General features: G+C 64.9%; 14 protein-coding genes. 7 read left to right on the plus strand and 7 right to left on the minus strand.

Translation table 11 applies throughout. The annotated features are described in order from the left end of the window. Positions 1-194: 194 nt before the first annotated feature. Positions 195-803: a hypothetical protein gene (locus CSW62_RS12625; RefSeq protein ID WP_099578283.1), complete on the minus strand. Its 609-nt coding sequence runs from the start codon at positions 801-803 to the stop codon at positions 195-197. A gap of 325 nt (positions 804-1,128) precedes the next feature. Beyond that, the gene (locus tag CSW62_RS12630) at positions 1,129-1,461 is read right to left on the minus strand and encodes a DUF3768 domain-containing protein (RefSeq protein WP_099578284.1); all 333 of its coding nucleotides are present in this window, start codon (positions 1,459-1,461) and stop codon (positions 1,129-1,131) included. Between the two features lie 579 nt (positions 1,462-2,040). Between CSW62_RS12630 and CSW62_RS12635 the strand changes: the two genes are divergently transcribed. Further along, positions 2,041-2,259: a hypothetical protein gene (locus CSW62_RS12635; RefSeq protein ID WP_099578286.1), complete on the plus strand. Its 219-nt coding sequence runs from the start codon at positions 2,041-2,043 to the stop codon at positions 2,257-2,259. Positions 2,260-2,275: 16 nt separating this feature from the next. Then, the gene (locus CSW62_RS12640; protein WP_199170588.1) at positions 2,276-3,733 is read left to right on the plus strand and encodes a recombinase family protein; all 1,458 of its coding nucleotides are present in this window, start codon (positions 2,276-2,278) and stop codon (positions 3,731-3,733) included. A 499-nt stretch (positions 3,734-4,232) separates the two neighbouring features. Here the strand turns inward: CSW62_RS12640 and hutC are convergent, their stop codons facing one another. The 4 genes from hutC to CSW62_RS12660 all read right to left on the minus strand — a co-directional run bounded on the left by hutC (position 4,233) and on the right by CSW62_RS12660 (position 9,208). Then, entirely contained in the window at positions 4,233-4,961 is a 729-nt protein-coding gene (gene hutC / locus CSW62_RS12645; protein ID WP_099582280.1) for a histidine utilization repressor, read from the minus strand. A gap of 62 nt (positions 4,962-5,023) precedes the next feature. Continuing rightward, entirely contained in the window at positions 5,024-5,740 is a 717-nt protein-coding gene (locus CSW62_RS12650; RefSeq protein ID WP_099578288.1) for a PepSY domain-containing protein, read from the minus strand. A gap of 7 nt (positions 5,741-5,747) precedes the next feature. Continuing rightward, positions 5,748-6,452 (minus strand): PepSY domain-containing protein, encoded by a 705-nt coding sequence (locus tag CSW62_RS12655; RefSeq protein ID WP_012286388.1) that lies wholly within the window; start codon positions 6,450-6,452, stop codon positions 5,748-5,750. 62 nt (positions 6,453-6,514) lie between these two features. Next, the gene (locus CSW62_RS12660) at positions 6,515-9,208 is read right to left on the minus strand and encodes a TonB-dependent receptor (RefSeq protein WP_099578291.1); all 2,694 of its coding nucleotides are present in this window, start codon (positions 9,206-9,208) and stop codon (positions 6,515-6,517) included. Between the two features lie 557 nt (positions 9,209-9,765). Between CSW62_RS12660 and CSW62_RS12665 the strand changes: the two genes are divergently transcribed. Then, positions 9,766-10,911, plus strand: a complete 1,146-nt coding sequence (locus CSW62_RS12665; RefSeq protein WP_099578293.1) for a GNAT family N-acetyltransferase — start codon at positions 9,766-9,768, stop codon at positions 10,909-10,911. Positions 10,912-10,974: 63 nt separating this feature from the next. Here the strand turns inward: CSW62_RS12665 and CSW62_RS12670 are convergent, their stop codons facing one another. Beyond that, a complete protein-coding gene (locus CSW62_RS12670) occupies positions 10,975-12,144 on the minus strand; it encodes an acyltransferase (protein WP_099578295.1) in 1,170 nt (389 codons plus the stop codon). Between the two features lie 233 nt (positions 12,145-12,377). On the opposite strand from CSW62_RS12670, the gene CSW62_RS12675 reads away from it, so the two are divergent. The 4 genes from CSW62_RS12675 (at position 12,378) to CSW62_RS12690 (ending at position 16,657) form a co-directional block, all read left to right on the plus strand. Continuing rightward, positions 12,378-14,213 (plus strand): copper resistance system multicopper oxidase, encoded by a 1,836-nt coding sequence (locus CSW62_RS12675; RefSeq protein ID WP_099578297.1) that lies wholly within the window; start codon positions 12,378-12,380, stop codon positions 14,211-14,213. Next, positions 14,210-15,406: a copper resistance protein B gene (locus tag CSW62_RS12680; RefSeq protein ID WP_099578300.1), complete on the plus strand. Its 1,197-nt coding sequence runs from the start codon at positions 14,210-14,212 to the stop codon at positions 15,404-15,406. The genes CSW62_RS12675 and CSW62_RS12680 overlap by 4 nt, the downstream gene beginning before the upstream one ends. Positions 15,407-15,439: 33 nt before the next feature. Next, positions 15,440-15,931, plus strand: a complete 492-nt coding sequence (locus CSW62_RS12685) for a nuclear transport factor 2 family protein (protein WP_099578302.1) — start codon at positions 15,440-15,442, stop codon at positions 15,929-15,931. Between the two features lie 114 nt (positions 15,932-16,045). Further along, complete coding sequence (locus CSW62_RS12690; protein ID WP_099578304.1) at positions 16,046-16,657, plus strand: cytochrome c; 612 nt, start codon at positions 16,046-16,048, stop codon at positions 16,655-16,657. Positions 16,658-16,674: the final 17 nt, after the last annotated feature.

Genomic DNA, 16,674 nt, shown 5'->3' on the forward strand with positions numbered 1-16,674 from the left:
CGTGCCTCTTGAGCACGCTATGGGTGATTTGGACCTGATCCGCGAACTTCCATACAGGCCAGCGCTTAAGGGCGCACAACAGGCCGGACAGATGGCAGCATCCGATCGAGCGTCAGAACTTCAAAAACCGTCTTGCGCTGAAGGGGGCGTCCACAGATGGGAAGCGGACCACGCCTCTTTAAATAATGGCTTCGCTAAGCGGATCGTCGCCGAACGAGATGGCGATCTCCAGCAGGAGTAAGGGACCAGTAGCCGTTCCTATCCTTCACACCGCGCTTCTTAATGCCGACGTCTATAAGACCAAGCGCTCTGAATTGGATGATGACTTCATTGAAGCATTCCGGCTCAATCTTGGCGTAGGAATTATGCACAAGAATTTGATCTTTCTCAAGATGAGCGAGAACATGGAAGCGCGAGAGAATTCCCTCAATCGCTTGGCTTGTGGCTTCGTTGATCAACGCAGGCCCGAGGTCTCGAAAGATATCATCCCAAGTGACGTTCGCCTCCCAGTCCGCCCTGTAAGTCCCTTCGGATTTTTCGTAAATTTGGTGCGTGCCGAATAGCTTGCACTGGTCACTGCCACCCTCCAGATCTTCATCCACCGTCTGGGCGGTTTCAGCGCGAAGTTTCTGGTTCTCTGCGGCCAAGGTATTGATCTTCTCCCGTAGCTCAATTGGAGAGGCACCGTCGTTCCGGACCCAACCGGGGCGAGGGTTGATCTTTATCTCGCGCACGAGAGCGCGAGACACCAATCCGCCGAGTTGCTTGCCGTCAGACCACTGGCCGACTGGATGGGCGGCCATAACTCTCGACCTGAAGGCCTCCAATTTTGTGCGACCGGGGGCCTCTAATTCACTCTTCCCCATTGGAATGGTCTCTGGAGCTGAGTGGACAAACGCCAAGATCGGGCCGCCGAAGGTATGGTCCCTCGACACGAGCCCGGCCGTCGCACGGATGCTCCCGCGCCTCAACTGTCCCGTAATTGCGTCGGCGCCGTCCCGGCGTCCCCCGTCCAAAGGAAAACGGCCGATCCCAAAAGGATCGGCCGCACAGACGCCATTCAGCGCCCCGCCCTAACCTACTGAACAAGGGGACGCCGCCGCAACCAGGTGCGGCGGCGTCCAGCCCTCAATATTCCTCGGCCAACAACAAGGTCAGCACCCGGTGGGTCACGGCCGGGTCGGCCGGATCGGGTGAAGCCATGCAGAGGTCGAGGTCGTAATAGTCGATTTTCCAGAACAGCCGCGCGCGGCCGACCGTGACCGCGCCAAAGTCACGCTCGGCATAGGGATCGTTGTCCTCGGAGAAGTCCGAAAACCGCGTGACGGCGGCGAAGGCGCTGGCCTGATCGGCCACCGACGGCCCGCGCACGCCGGGGGTCAGCAGCCAGCCCGCGCCGGGCTCGGCCCGGCAGGCGTCGTTCAACGCCGCGATAGCGGCGGCATGGTCTTGCTCGGTCATTGAAGTCTCTCCCTCAGGGGTTCGGGTTCAGGCGCAAAGCGCGCCTGAACCCGGCGCCCGTCGGCGAGACCGGGTGTGCAAACGGAGGGGCGGCTTTGCGGGGACCCGGCTGCAGGGCGTCGTTGACCGATAGCCAAGCCCTGCCCGTTTCGCCCGAAGCTGGGCGGAAGCCGATCCGCAGTGCGCCGAGGGCGGAGCCCTAAGACCCGCGCCCGCCAAGGCGGGCGCCCCCGAACAATGAAGCCTGCACAGGAGCCCGCGCAAAGCGCGTGGCGGGAGGCGGCGTCGAGCGTCCGGCGGCAGGCCAAAGGCTGCCCGAAAGGGTCACGCCCGAGGGAGCGGCGAAAGCCGCAGGACCGAGCGTGACCGCCGGACGCTCACCGTGTCGGTGAAGCCGCGCGCGAAAGCGCGCGGCGAGAACCCTCTTTTGGCTCGGGTTTCCAAGTCCGGGATCGTTCCCCGAAGCGACGCGGTCGGCCGAGCACCATAAAGACGCCGCATGCCTGTCTTTCTAGCCGGCAGTACGCTCGCGCGAGGTTGGGGTTTGCAGTGGCGAGCGATGAGCGCAAGCCTCCAGGCATGCCCAAGCAGCGACCTTCTTCCTGTACCGTCGACCTGGACCTCTATGACTACCTAAATATTTTTCCGCCGCGACTACCAACACCCCCTGCCCCGCGCGCCTCCCTGTCGGTCACCGATGATTGGCCCTCTGCCGTGCCCATCGGCATGCGGGAAATCGAAGTGACCGAGACCCATTTGGAGAAGGTGCTGGCCGAATTGCTCGGATCCTTGCCCTGATCCCAGGAGCATCGGCATGGCCCGCAAGCCTCGTCTGCAAACCGCCGCCCCCGTTGTCACCAAAGCGGCACTCTATCTCAGAGTTTCCACCGGCCGCCAGGCCGAGAGCGACCTATCGATCCCCGATCAACAGCGGCAGCTGGCGGCGTATTGCGCAACGAAGGGCTGGACCGTCGATCAGGAGTTCGTTGAGCCTGGCAACACGACGACCGACGACAAGCGCCCGCAATTCCAGACGATGATCGACGCGGCGCTGAGCAAACCGCCGCCGTTCTCGGTGATCCTGGTGCATTCCTTCTCGCGCTTCTTCCGCGACCAATTCCAATTCGAGTTCTACGCCCGCAAGTTGGCGCGCAACGGCGTTCGGATCATCTCGATCACCCAGGAACTGGGCGATGATCCGATGAGTCTGATGATGCGTCAGATCATGAACCTGTTCGACGAGTACCAGTCTCGCGAAAATGCCAAGCACACGCTGCGCGCCATGAAGGAGAACGCCCGCCAGGGGTTCTGGAACGGCGCGCGTCCGCCGGTCGGCTACAAGATTGTCGGCGCCGAGCAGCGCGGAACCAAGATCAAGACCAAGCTCGAGATCGATCCGGTGCAGGCTGACAAGGTCCGCCGGATCTATCGCCTGGCGCTGATGGGAGACGAAAACACCGGTCCCATGGGCGTCAAGGCGATCGCCTCCTATCTCAATGAGCGGGGCATAACGACCCGGAACGGAGGGCGCTGGGGGGTCTCGTCGGTCTATTATGTGCTGACTGCACCGACCTATGTGGGCGAGCATCACTTCAACAAGCGGGTCGCCAAGACCGGTGAGTTCAAGGACGAGGACGAACACGTCGTGTTGGCCGTGCCGCCGATCGTCACGCGCGAACAGTTCGATGCGGTGCAGCGGCTCATGATCCAGCGCCGGCCGACCACGGCCCAGTCTCAGGCCTACTGTGGCCCAACCCTGCTGGGCGGGATCATCTTCTGCGGACAGTGCGGCGGGGCCATGACGCTAAGGACCGGGCGCGGCAACGGAGGACAGTACCGCTACTACACCTGCTGCACACGGGCGCGGACCGGGGAGAGCGGCTGCAAGGGCGTGACCATGCGCCAGGATGCAGCTGACGCGGCGGTGGTCCACCACCTGGAGAACCGCCTGCTCGAACCCAAGCGTTTGGCCGCGATGATGGAAAACATCATCGATCGGCGCGACGCGTTCGTGCAGCGCCGCAGCAAACACATCGCCGACCTGCGTAAGCGGGCGACCGAGACCGACGCCAAGCTTCAACGGCTCTACCAGGCGATCGAGGATGGCCTGACCGATCCACGCGACAAGTCGCTCAAGTCCCGGATCTTCGAGCTAAAGGAAATCCGCGACGGTTTGGAAGGCGAGGCCACGCGCGCCGCCGCGGCCGTCGAACGGATGGGCACGAGCCTCACCCCGGCGCTTCTGAAACAGTTCGCCAAGGCAACTCGGTAAATGTTGAGGAGTCAAAACGGCGGCTATCGGCGGGATCTGCTGAAGGCGGTTGCTCAGCGGGTCGAGGTGACCCCAGAGGGGGGTCTTCGCGTCAGCGGCTGCAAGGTCGAGTTGCTGAGGACGATTTCAGCGAACAACGGCGTAGAGTCGGCGGCTCTAGACGTTCATACGCGTGTACCGGAGTGGCGCGCCATGTTGGATACGGGTGGGAACTACTCGTTCGAGATTTCTATAAAGAAACCTCGCCGACGCAAGGCGTCACAACGTTCTCCTACGGTCTCGCTGCTTGTCTAGGTAAAGCCCGATAAGAAGCTGGGGGCTGAATGGAGGCTGAAGCGACCTCGACAACCTGAATGCGCGGCGACAAGTGCGGAACGAGCCCTCTGATCTCAAGTTGGCAGCAATCTGCTGCCATTTTGGGGAATCGCAGCCTGAACTCTGATCGCGCGCCCCAGTTGCGCCAAGCACGTCTTGCTTGGGTAGGAGAGGGTCTGTGATGTCAAACGCCCGTCGGCGTGGGCGAAAACCGCGCCATCAGATCGTAGACTTCACCTGGGAATAGCAGCCGAACACAGGTGATCTGGTCATCACCTCGCCACGTGCGCCGCTCCAACGCCAAGCAAGCCGCGCTGGCGTTTATGCCAAGCAAATTGGCCGTGAAGCGCGAGACGTTGACGGCGCTGATGCGATGCTCGGCCTCGGTCCAAGCGACCGTCCCGAGCAGCCAGGCCCCCGGCGGCGCCCTTGAGAAATCTGCCTCCGCGGCGTCGGGCACGGCCGTCAGATTGATCACCCGTTCCTCCAGCGCGAACGGGCGCTCGTTGGAGCGATGCAGGCACGTCAAGGCCAGAACCCTACTCGAGGCGGTCAGGTCGAGTTTGGTCATTTCGACGCGATCAGGCCGCCGCAGCTGGCGTGACAGAAGTTCGTAGCGATAGGCCGCGCCGCGCCCGCTGATCTCGGCCTGGATGTCAGGGATATCCAGGACCACGGAATGGACCCTGGGGTGGCAGACGAAGGAGCCCGCCCCGCGCTGGCGGATGATCAGGCCCCGCTCGGCGAGCGGCGACAGCGCCTTGTTCACGGTCATCCGCGAGCAGCCGTACTGCGCCATCAGTTCGTGCTCGAAGGGGATCCGATGGCCCGGCGGCCAGGCGCCCGATCGGATGCGCTCGCCGATATCGGTTCGGATGCGCTGATGTAGCGTCGAGGGGGTGTCGCGGGCCATGGCCAAGGAGATCTCGCGGACGCAAGGGACGAGGTGGCGCGGGGCCGCGCTGGTGGCGGAGGCTAACGTGAGCGCAAGCGGTCCAGTCCGTCCAGAGCCCAGGCGAAATCCGATCGCCTGAAGCTGCGAAAGAGCAGGATGACTCCGCTGAGGGCCAACCAGGCGACGCCTGTCGCCACCGTGATGATCAGCGGGTGGTTGAAGCTGGTGCGATTGGAATAGTCCATGATGTGCAGCATCCAGAAGACGTCCCACAACCGCCAGGTGTCGGTTCGGCGTTCGACCACGTCGCCGGTGGCGGCGGCGACATAGAGGGTGGTGTGGTCCGCGTCGTTGAAGCTGGCCTTCCACAGGGGCAGGACCAGGCCGCGCGTCTCCAGGCCGTGCTGGGTCACCGGTTCGACGGCGGTGATCTTGCCATCGCCGACATAGGCGGCGTCGGCCAGGCCGCGCGCGGCGACGGCGTCGATGACCACCGGTCGGCCGGTGGTGGCCTCCAGCATCGAAGTCCCTGCGGAGGTCTTCGCCTCGTACACGTAGCGGCCGTTCAGTGGCCGCAGCTTGACGCTCTGGATTGGCGCGCCAACCAAGGTGGCTAGCTCGCCGATCGGCACGAGCTTCGTCGGCGCCGCCAAGGCAACAGGCGCACGCACAGTGTGCTCGCCCGAGACCTTGTGGTGGTCGAGCAAGGCCATCATCGCCCCGCTCACCGTCCACAGCAGGAACTGCAGGCCCAAGATCAGGCCAAACCATTTGTGCAGGGTGCGGATCAGCAACATGACGGTCTCACGCGGCGGCTTTGCGGGCCCGCCGACGACGGCGGAAACTGAAGATCAGGAGCCAGGCGCCGCTGGCGCAACTGGCCACGGCCGCCCAGGTGGCGACGCGCAGGAGCGTGTTGTTGACGTTCTCGCGCTCCTGGTAGTCCATGATGTGGAACATCCACACGAAGTCGAAGATGCGCCACAGGTCGTGGCGCTTGGCGACCAGCTCACCGGTCTGGGCCGAGATGTAGAGCGTCGGTCGCCACCAGCCCTGGAACTCGATGCGCCAGAGCGGCGCCGGACGACCGCGGATTTCCGGCGGCGCCTTGCCGAGCAACTCGACGGCTTTGATCGGCCCGACGCCGGCATAAAGCGCCTTGGCGCGAGCTTCCGCAGCGGCCTGGCCCAGCGGCGACAGCTTGTCGCCGGTGCGTGCGTCGAACAAGGCGCGCTCCGGGCCGCCCGTCACGACGTAGACCGGCTGACCCAACTGGGTCTCCAGCCGCACGGCCTGGCTCGGCGCCGCCGTCATCACCGCGCCGGGCTCGACCAGGTTGGCAAGCTCCAGCGGTGGCGATGGCGCGTGGCGCACCAGGTGGTCGCCATGGATGATGTCGAGATGGACGGCGGTCATGTAGAGGCCGCTGAAGGTCCAGAAGACCGCCTGCACGCCGATGACGAGGCCGAGCCATTTGTGAGTGTTCCGGGCGAGGGCCGGCCAACGCATAGTCTTCACCTGATCGAGAGGCGCCTGGCCGGCCCACGAGGCCAGCCAGGCGCGGAGACGGACTAGTTGAACTTGTAGCTCAGCCGCACATAGCCCCGCCGACCCAGCAGGTCGTAGGTCATGGTGTCGGTGTTGCCGTCGGTCCAGCTCTGGATGAACGGCGCCTTCTTGTCGAAGAGGTTGTCGACGCCGACGGCGATGTCGGCCTGCCCCCCCAGCCGGTAGGCGAACTGGGCGTTGTGGTAGAAGACGTCGGGCGTTTTGTAGCCGATCGCCGTGGGCGCGGCGTTGAAGTCGGTGGCCTTGCCGATCCACTGCACCGAATAGGTCCCCGTCCAGCGTTCGGCCATCAGCGAAAAGCTGCCATTGGAGCGCCAGTGCGGATAGCCGCCGTTGCCGCCGCCGATATGGCCGTCGAAGACGATAGGATCGGCGCCCTGGAACGGGGTCACCACATAGCTGTCGAGATAGGTGGTGTTCCAGTCGAGGCTGGCGCGCAGGCCCCGGATGTCGAAGTCATAGCGAACTCCGACATCGACGCCCTTCATCTTCTCCAGGCCGGCATTGGTCGGCTGGGCGGACAGATAGGTGATTTCGCCGGTCAGCGGACTGCGCGTGAAGTTGGAGGCGCCGCAGAACGGGTGAGCCAGGCTGGGGGTCGCATAGCAGACGGCCAACTTGGTGGAGCCGGGGATCGAGCGGATGGCGTCCTTGATCTCGATATCGAAGTAGTCGACCGTCACCGACAGGCCCGGGATGATCGGCGGTTGGATCACCGCCCCCAGCGTCAGGGTCTTGGCGGTTTCCGGCTGCAGGTTCTGGTTGCCGCCGACGGTCGTCAGCACCGTATTGCCCAGTTGGACGTAGTTGGCCGGAACGCCAGTGGCCTGGCAGTTGGCGATCAGGGTGGCGTTGCCGCTGCTGGCGTAGCGGCTGCACGGATCGGTGGTCGTCAGGTTGCCCTCGGCCACCCCGCCAAACAGCTCGGGCACGCTGGGGATACGGAAGCCCGTCCCATAGGTGGCGCGCAGGCGAAGGCTGGGGATCACGGCCCAGTTCAGGCCGATCTTGTAGGTCTCGTTCGAGCCGAACAGGTCATAATCCGAGTAGCGGACCGCCGCGTCCAAATCCAGGCTCTGGACCATCGGCAGGTTGGCCAGCAGGGGCGCCGAAAGTTCCACATAGGCTTCCTTGGCGGTCACCGAACCCGAGATCGGGTCCTGCTGGTTGGTGTTGGCGATGCCGAGCACCGTCAGGGCGTCGGGATCACGCCAGCCCTTTTCCTGGCGATAGACGACACCGGCGGCCACCGCCAGACGGCCGGCAGGCAGGCTGAGCAGCGTGCCGGTGACATCGGCGGTGACGCTCTTTTGTTCGTTGCCACCGGTGTCGCGGGAATTGAACAGGATGTACTTCAGGGCCGCGGGCGTCACATCTCCAGCGCCGAGATAGTCGATGCAGGGGATCGCCGCGCCGGGCGTCGTGCTGCAAACGCTGGTGTTGACCGAGTTACGCACCCGCTCAAGATTGGCGATGTTGCTCATCGCATCGACGCCGGTGTTGCGGCCCCAGTTGGCGGCCGCCTCCCAGGTCCAGTCGCCCGCCAGCGAACCGCGCGCGCCGCCGACGAAGCGGTAGGTGTCGGTCTCCTGCGAGAAGATCCGCGGGCCAGGCTCGGCCAGGCGTCGCTGCAGCAGGGTGATGTTCTGGCCGGTCGGATTGGTCGGGTTGCTGGCCAAGATCGCCAGATTGCGCAGCGTGCCCGGCGTGGCGATCTGGTGGCTTTCCCGGTGGGTGAAGAACAGCTCGCCAAACAGGGTGACGGTGTCGGTCAGCTTGTAGTCGGCGAGGAAGGCGGTGCTGATCCGCTCGATCGGGCTGACGGCGTTGAGGAACGGGTTGGAGTTGAAGTTATGCTTGGCGGCGCTGTAGGGCTCGTAGAAATTGCCGTTGCCGCCGGGGGTCTGGTTGAAATTGATCTGCTGGCCATTGGGCAGCACGGCCCGGCCGCCGATCGTCGAGGCGCTGGAGATGCAGACCAGTTGGCCGCCGACCTCGCCCAGGCCGCAGGGCGCGCGGCTGGCCAGGTTGACCGCCTCGGTCTTCTGGTAAGTCAGCCCCGCCGTCACCCCGCCGCGTTCGTTGCGCATGCCCCAGAGCACGTCGACCGTATAGTCCTGGCCGTCGCCCTCGTCGGTGACGCCGTACTTGGCCGAGAGCTTCAGGCCCTCGAAGTTGTTCTGGGTGATGATGTTGACCACGCCGGCCACGGCGTCGGCGCCGTAGATCGCCGAGGCCCCGTCCTTGAGCACGTCGATGCGGCCGATGATCGCTGTCGGGATCATGTTCAGGTCGGGCGCGCTGTTGGCGCCGGTGCCGCCGTTCACCACCCGGCGGCCGTTGATCAGGGTCAGGGTGCGGTTGATGCCCAGGCCGCGCAAATTGACCTGGGCGGTGCCGTAGCCGTTGCCGGTCCAATAGGCGTTGGTCTGGTTGCCGGCGTTGCCGGCCGAGGCCGGCAGGCGCTGCAACAGGGACTCGACATTGGTCAGGCCCGTCCGCTCGATCTGGTCCTGCGAAATCACGGTCGCCGGCCCAACCCCGGTGATGTCGGCGCGCTTGATGCGGCTGCCGGTGACGATCACCTCCTCGACCGTGGCCGTCTCGGTCGCTTGGGCGAAAGCCTGTCCGGCGCCGACCAGCGTCGCCATGGCGGCGACGCTCGCCAGCAGAGTTCGTTTGTCGATCAGTTTCATGGCGATCCCCTCACCTCATGGCCCCGTCCGCCGTCCCTTTGGCGGTCACGTCGGGCGAGGTTCCGGGTTCGTCCGGGATCAAGTCAATCTATGTATATACATTTGGGAGGAGGCAGACGGGGTCCATTCTTGCCATCACGCTACCCCCGGAAACGAGATCATCCGTGGCATATCCAGTCTGCGCGGAAAATAATGCCCCAATTTTCCGCATTACCCACGACGACATGACTATTTCACAAAAAATCATAATCAACACCCTTCGAACCCAAAGGCGCTGAAATTGTCACAAAATATCACCTCGTGATGGATAGATAATCACCTCGCATGGCGACATGCTATACCATCATGGTAAGGTTTGTAGTTACCCGTTATCGAGTCACAGCCGTCAATCAACTCAGATGTACGAGCATTTGAACATTCCAATCATGGGAATGTTGAATTTTACTTTTACAGCACGGTAAGGTCTCGCCGTCAGACTGAACTTCCCTGAACCCACATGAAGCCTGGGCGCTCCGGCCAATCCCAGGATTTCGGCCGCTCGGATCTGGGAGATCGCCATGCTCGAGACCCGATCCGTTCACCCGTGCGCGCTGGACAGCCAGGACGTCGAGACATGGCGCGCCATGGCCTCGGCGCATCCTGAGTTCCGCAACCCTCTGCTCGGCCCGGATTTCGCCCAGGCGGTCGGCGCCCTTCGGCCCGATGCGCGCGTGGCGATCTTTCGGCGCCACGGCCGCGTGCTGGGCTACCTGCCCTATCATCGCCGGGCCTGCGGCCAAGCCTGGCCGATCGGCGCGCCGTTGTCGGACTATCACGCCCTGGTCGGCGTCGCCGACGCCGGGCTCGACGGCCGTGACGCCCTCGCCGCCGCCGGATTGTCGGCGTTCCGCTTCGGCGGCCTGGTCGATCCGTTCGGGGTGATGGGCCCAGGCGCCGATCAGGTCGGCCATGTGATCGCGCCGGCCGACGGCCCCGAGGCCTATCTGGAGCAGGTCCGGGCGGCCAATCCCAAGAAGATCAAGAACTACCGCCGGCTGGGCGCCAAGCTGGAACGCGAGTGCGGCGCCGTGCGCCTAGTCGCCGACGACCGGTCACGACCGGCTTTCGACCAGTTGATCGCCTGGAAGCGCGAGCAGCTCATGCGCACCGGAACCCACGACTTCCTGGGCGCCGATTGGTCGCTCGACCTAGTGACCCGGCTATTCGAAGGCCAGCAGGGCGAGCTTCGCGGCCTGATGATCTGCCTCTATGCCGGCGACACCCTGGTGGCAGGGCATTTCGGCGTGCGGCAGGGCGAGGTCTTTCACCCTTGGATCGCCTCCACCCACCCAGACTATGGGCCTTGGTCTCCCGGGCATCAGCTCTTCCCGCGTGCGATCGCGGCCATGCCCGCCCTGGGCCTGACAACCTACGACCTCGGCTGCGGTCACGATCACTACAAGAGCGTCTACGCCTTGCGGACCCGCATCGTGACCGCGGGCCTGGCGACCGCCGGCAACCTGGCCGGCGACATCGCCCGCTCCATCGACGCCGCCTGGCTGCTGGCCGGCGCCGAAAGGCCCGGACCGGTCGGCCGCCTGCGGCGACGGATGGAGGTCATCGCCAGCGTCGATCTGACCTTGGCCGGCCGCGTGCGGGGCCTGGCCTTCGCCGTGGCGAGCCAGGGACGCCGCCGCCGCGCCACCGAACGCGAGCAGCCGTGAACCGGGCTGGGCCGGCGCGGACGACGATGCGGCGCATCCCAACAGCGGCTCGCGCAGTCCTGCCTAGACGTCCGGAGGCTGCGATCCGGACCCCATGATCGCCTTTGCGCCGGTCACCGGCAGCAAACGGTCGGCGCCGCGCCGAATCCATGTTCGCGCGGGTCTCTCGACGAAGACATGCACAGCGAACGCGGCAACGAGCGTGAGCATGAGCAGGCACGATACCTCCCACCACGCCAGCACATAGGCGCTCGGCCGCTGCGTCAGAGCGGAATTGACGCCCTTCCATCCAATCAGAATAGGCATGTGGACCAAGTACAAGGCGTAGGAGGCCTCGCCTGCGGCCAGCATCGATGGCCGGGCGACCGCGCGATCAGCGCCCGATTTCGACAGAAGGGCCAGGCTGAGGACCAAGGGCCCCGCCGCAGCCACCACGATCCGCTCGTCCGCTTTGAAGTGCATGAGCAGCAACAGAATGATCGCCGACAGCCAGGCCGCGCCGATCGCTTGGCGCCGTGTGAGCCGCATCCGCTGTCCCAACCGGTAGAGGCCTATGCCATAGAGAAACTCGGGTATGATCCGCAGCACACCCATGTTCAGTTGGGCGTGGACGACCAGGTCGCCAAACACCGCCTGGTAGATCAAATCCAGCGCCAGGAAGACCAGCGCCGACAGGGCGAGCAGGATCCATGGTCGACGGGCCAGAACGAGGCCGATCCAGGCAAAGGCGGGAAAGGCGAGATAGGCGAACCATTCGGCGGAGAGCGACCATGAGGGGCCGTTCCATTCCGCCACGACGGTTTCAGGCAACCAAGCATGCACCAGCAGGACGGTCGTGAGCAGACCGAGAGGATTGTAGAGCCGCCGATCAAACTCAGCGCCGATCAGGGTTCCCGCGCCAACCATCACCAGCACGAACCCCAAAACGGCGATGTGGGCCGGGTAGACGCGTGCGAAGCGCGCCGTCAAGAAGCGGCGGTAGTTCAGCCGCCTTTCTACCAGCGCCTGACGATAGGCATGGGTGAGGACGAAGCCGGACAAGATGAAGAACGCATCGACGCCGAGCCCGGCTCGATCAAGGACCCCTGTCGAGGCCATGGCGTCCCAAGACCATTGGAGTTGGTAGTGGAAGAGCACCACTCCCATGGCGAGCGCAAAGCGGACCGAGGTCAGCGCGGGCAGATCGTTCGGGAAGGGCGTAGCTTCGCGTTTAAGCGGCTTGGCTGATCGCATTCTGGTCCCCACCCTGTCGTGTCCATACGCGCGGGGGAGAGGTCAGCCCTCATCCTTCCTGCTCGGCCGCGAGCCCGACGGTCTTCAGCGCCGCTGAAGGCGCGGCGAGGTCCCGAATATTGAGCATGCGGCAAAAATCGGCTGGATCGGCGAGGGCTATGATCGTGTTGAAACGTAGTGACCAGGACGGGATTGCTCTAGCCGCATCCTGGTCACCAGTCGCAGGATCTCGGATGATGACTCAATTTGACCGTCGGCAGCTGTTGCGCGGAGCCGCCGCGGTGGGCGCGGGCCTGGCGACCGGGGCTCTTCTCCCGACCTGGGCGCAGAGCGCGACGCAGGGCCTCGGCTCCACCCTGCCCACGGTTTCGGGACAGGATATCAAGCTGACCATCGGCCATTCCGAGGTAACGATCGACGGTAAGACGAGCCACGCGGTGACCATCAACGGCACGGTGCCCGGCCCCCTGATCCGCCTGAAGGAAGGCCAGACCGTCCGGCTCTCGGTGACCAACACCCTAGACGAGGAGACCTCGATCCACTGGCACGGGTTGCTCGTGCCTTTCCAGATGGACGGCGTGCCAGGCGTCAGCTTCCCCGGCATTCCGCCCGGCGAAACCTTCGTCTACGAATTCCCGGTCAAGCAATCGGGCACCTACTGGTATCATAGCCATTCGGGCCTGCAGGAGGCCGAGGGGCACTACGGCCCCCTCGTCATCGAGCCGGCCGGGCCCGATCCGGTCGCCTATGATCGTGAGCATGTGATCGTGCTCTCCGATTTCAGCTTCATGCACCCCCACCTGATCTTCAAGCGCATGAAGCAGCAGGCCGGCGTGTTCAATTACCAGAAGCAGACCCTCTCCAGCCTGATGGCCGGCAAGGACCAGACACTCCAGGAGCGGATGGAGTGGGGGAAGATGCGCATGGACCCCACCGACATTTCCGACGTCACCGGCGCGGTGATGACGTTCCTGGTCAACGGCCACGGCCCCGCCGACAACTGGACCGGCCTGTTCACGCCGGGCGAGCGGGTGCGCCTGCGGTTCATCAACACCGCCGCCCAGATGATGTTCAACGTGCGGATTCCCGGCCTGAAGCTGACCGTGGTGGCCGCCGACGGCCAGACGGTGCGTCCCGTCGAAGTCGACGAGTTCCAGATCGGCAACGCCGAGACCTACGACGTCATCGTCCAACCCACCGAGGACAAGGCCTTCACGCTCGTCGCCGAGGCCGTCGACCGCTCGGGCATGGCGCGCGCCACGCTGGCACCGCGCGCGGGGATAACCGCGCCGGTCCCGCCCCTGCGCGAGCGGCCCCTGGCCACCATGAAGGACATGGGCATGGACATGGGCAACATGGACATGGGCGGCATGGATATGAGCAGTCCAGGCGCGATGCAGGGGATGGACCACGCCGCCATGGGTCATGAGATGGCGGGCATGAGTCCGCCACCGGGTATGGCCGCGCCCAAACCCCGCGGCTCGGACGCCATGGGCGATATGGGCGGCATGAAGATGTCGATGCGGGACGGGGCCAACGCGCCCCAGATCAAGCTCGGCCCCGGGGTCCAGACGATCGCGCCGATGCCCATGGATCGCACCGGCGAGCCTGGGCAGGGCCTGGAAAGCGTCGGCCATCGGGTGCTGGTCTACAAGGACCTCGTCGCCTTGACACAAAACCCCGACGTGCGCGCGCCGACGCGGGCGCTGGAGATCCGGCTGACCGGGAACATGGAGCGTTTCATGTGGGGGTTCGACGGGCAGAAGTTCAGCGAGACCACCAAGCCCTACGCCTTCGAAAAGAACGAGCGAGTCCGGGTCACCCTGGTCAACGACACCATGATGGCCCACCCAATCCACCTACACGGCCACTTCTTCGAGCTGACCCATGCGCCGGTCGGCTACGGCCCGCGAAAACATACGGTCATCGTGCTGCCGGGCGGCAAGGTGTCGTGGGACTTCACAGCCGACCCGGGTGATTGGGCCTTCCACTGCCACATGCTCTACCACATGCACGCGGGCATGTTCCAAGTGTTCAGCGTGCGGCCGCTTGAAGGAGCCGCAGCATGAAGACCGCAGCTTTGATCGGCCTCCTGCCGCTGATGTTGGGCGCGCCGGCGCTGGCTCAGACCATGGACCATTCGATGATGCCGGGCATGCAGATGCCCGCGCCCACGGCCAAGCCGGTTGCCAAAAAACCGCCTGCCCAGAAGCCGGTTGTCAAGAAGAAGGCGGCCCCTCGGAAGGCCGCTGCGCCACGGACGACGGCCAAGCCCGCCGCCGGGCGCGCCATGGGCGCGATGGCCATGCCATCGCCCGCCAGCGGCCAGGTCGCCGATCCCCACGCGGGCCACGACATGAGCACGATGGCCATGCCCGCCGCCCCGACGGGCCAGGACATGGGGGCCATGCCGATGCCTGCCACGTCCGCCGATCCGCACGCCGGCCACGACATGGCCGCGATGCCCATGCCAGGGATGAACACGGACCAGGCCATGAGTTCGATGGCTGACATGGGCGATATTCCCAATACGCCGCCGCCGCCCGCGCCCACCGACCATGCAGCCGACAATGTCTTTGACCCGACGGGCATGGCCAAGGCGCGCGCGCTGCTGCGTAAGGAGCACGGCGGTGGCATCACCTCGCTGGTGATGGCCAATTTCGCCGAATGGGCGCCACGGTCGGGCAAGGACAGTTATCGCTGGGAGGGCGAAGCCTGGTTTGGCGGCGACATCAACCGCCTGACGCTCAAATCGGAAGGCGAAGGCCTCAGTGGCGATGGGCTGAACCGCGCCGAACTTCAAGCGCTCTATTCGCGCAGCGTCGGGCCGTACTTCAATCTCCAGGCCGGTGTGCGCCATGACTTCGAGCCCAGGCCTTCACGGACCTATGCGACTATCGGCTTCGAGGGCCTCGCGCCCTATTGGTTCGAGGTCAGCGGCGCGGCGTTCCTGTCCAACAAAGGCGACCTGTCGGCGCGTTTGGAGGGCTACTACGATCAGCGCCTGACTCAGCGCCTGATCATTCAGCCGCGCGCCGAACTCAATCTCGCCGCCTCGAACGACCGGGCGACCGGCGTCGGCTCCGGTTTGTCGGATGTCGAGCTTGGCCTGCGCCTGCGTTACGAGATCCGCCGCGAGTTCGCGCCCTATGTCGGCGTCACCTACGACCGCAAGTTCGGCAAGACCGCCGACTACGCCCGAACCGGCGGCGAGGATGTCGAAGACGCCCGCGTCGTACTGGGCCTTCGCGCCTGGTTCTAGAACGGCCTCAGCGCCCATCGGTTGGAGATCTGAATGACACGTTCGATATCGCTCTTAGCCGCGGTCGTGCTTGTGGCGGCGAGCGCCGCGCAGGCCCACGAACCGGCCAAGACAGCGGCCCCATCAGGCCAGGTGTCGCCGTCGGCCCGCGCCGCTCGACAGGCGGTGGAAGGGTTCCACGCGGCTCTGGCCGCGGGCGAGACGCAACGGGCCTTGGATTATCTGGCGCCTGATGTCCTCATCGTCGAGGAGGGCGGCGCGGAGCGTTCGCGGGCCGAATATGCCAGCCATCACTTGGCGGCCGACGCCGCCTTCACCCACGCGGTGCCCAGCACGCCGCTGGCCAGCACCGGTGAGGCGATCGGCGACTTGGCCTACATCGTCACCGAGAGCCGCATGACCGGGACCTACAACGGCAAGCCGGTGGACAGGCTGTCAGCCGAATCCATGATGCTGCGCAACGGACCCGCGGGATGGAAGATCGTCCACATCCATTGGTCGTCGCGCGCCGCCAAACCCAAATAGCCTCAGGCACAATCACGGTGCGGCGAGGGATGGACGCCGGCTGGCGCGTAGACGTTGCAAGGATCACATCCAAGATCGGCGTCCTGGCCGCCGATCGTTTCGCGGAGCCGAACGATGACCGAGAAGCAGCGTCTCGATTTCAAGCGGCACTTTCCGAGCCTGCCCTTCGTCACGGTCGCGGCCCTGTTGATTGGCGGGATCGTCGGCGCGGGTCTCTACGCCGGGCTCTACAATATCGGCGCCGATGTTCCGCACACAAAGCCGACCTATTGGATGATCCAAAGCCTCCGCGACCGCTCCATCGCCGTGCGCGCTCGCAACATCAAGGTCCCGGCCGACCTCAATGACCCCAAGCGCATCGCCGTCGGCGCGGGCCTCTACACCGAGATGTGCAGCGGCTGCCATCTAGGACCAGGGCTTGAGAAGACCGAGATCAGCCAGGGTCTCTACCCGCAAGCGCCCGAACTCTACCGCACCTTGGGTCATAGCCCGGCCCAGGAGTTCTGGATGATCAAGCATGGGGTGAAGATGACCGCCATGCCGGCCTGGGGCCGCACCCACAGCGACGAGTTGATGTGGGACATGGTCGCCTTCGTGCGACAATTGCCATCGATGTCGCCCGAACAATACCAGGCCGCCATCAAGAGCGCCCCGGAAGATCACGACGCGATGATGCGTGACATGCCGGGGATGTCGAACATGCCGATGCCCGCCGGCAAACCTTAGCCTCGCCCGGCGCCTTG

It is taken from the genome of Caulobacter sp. FWC2 (assembly GCF_002742625.1).
Lineage (GTDB): Bacteria > Pseudomonadota > Alphaproteobacteria > Caulobacterales > Caulobacteraceae > Caulobacter.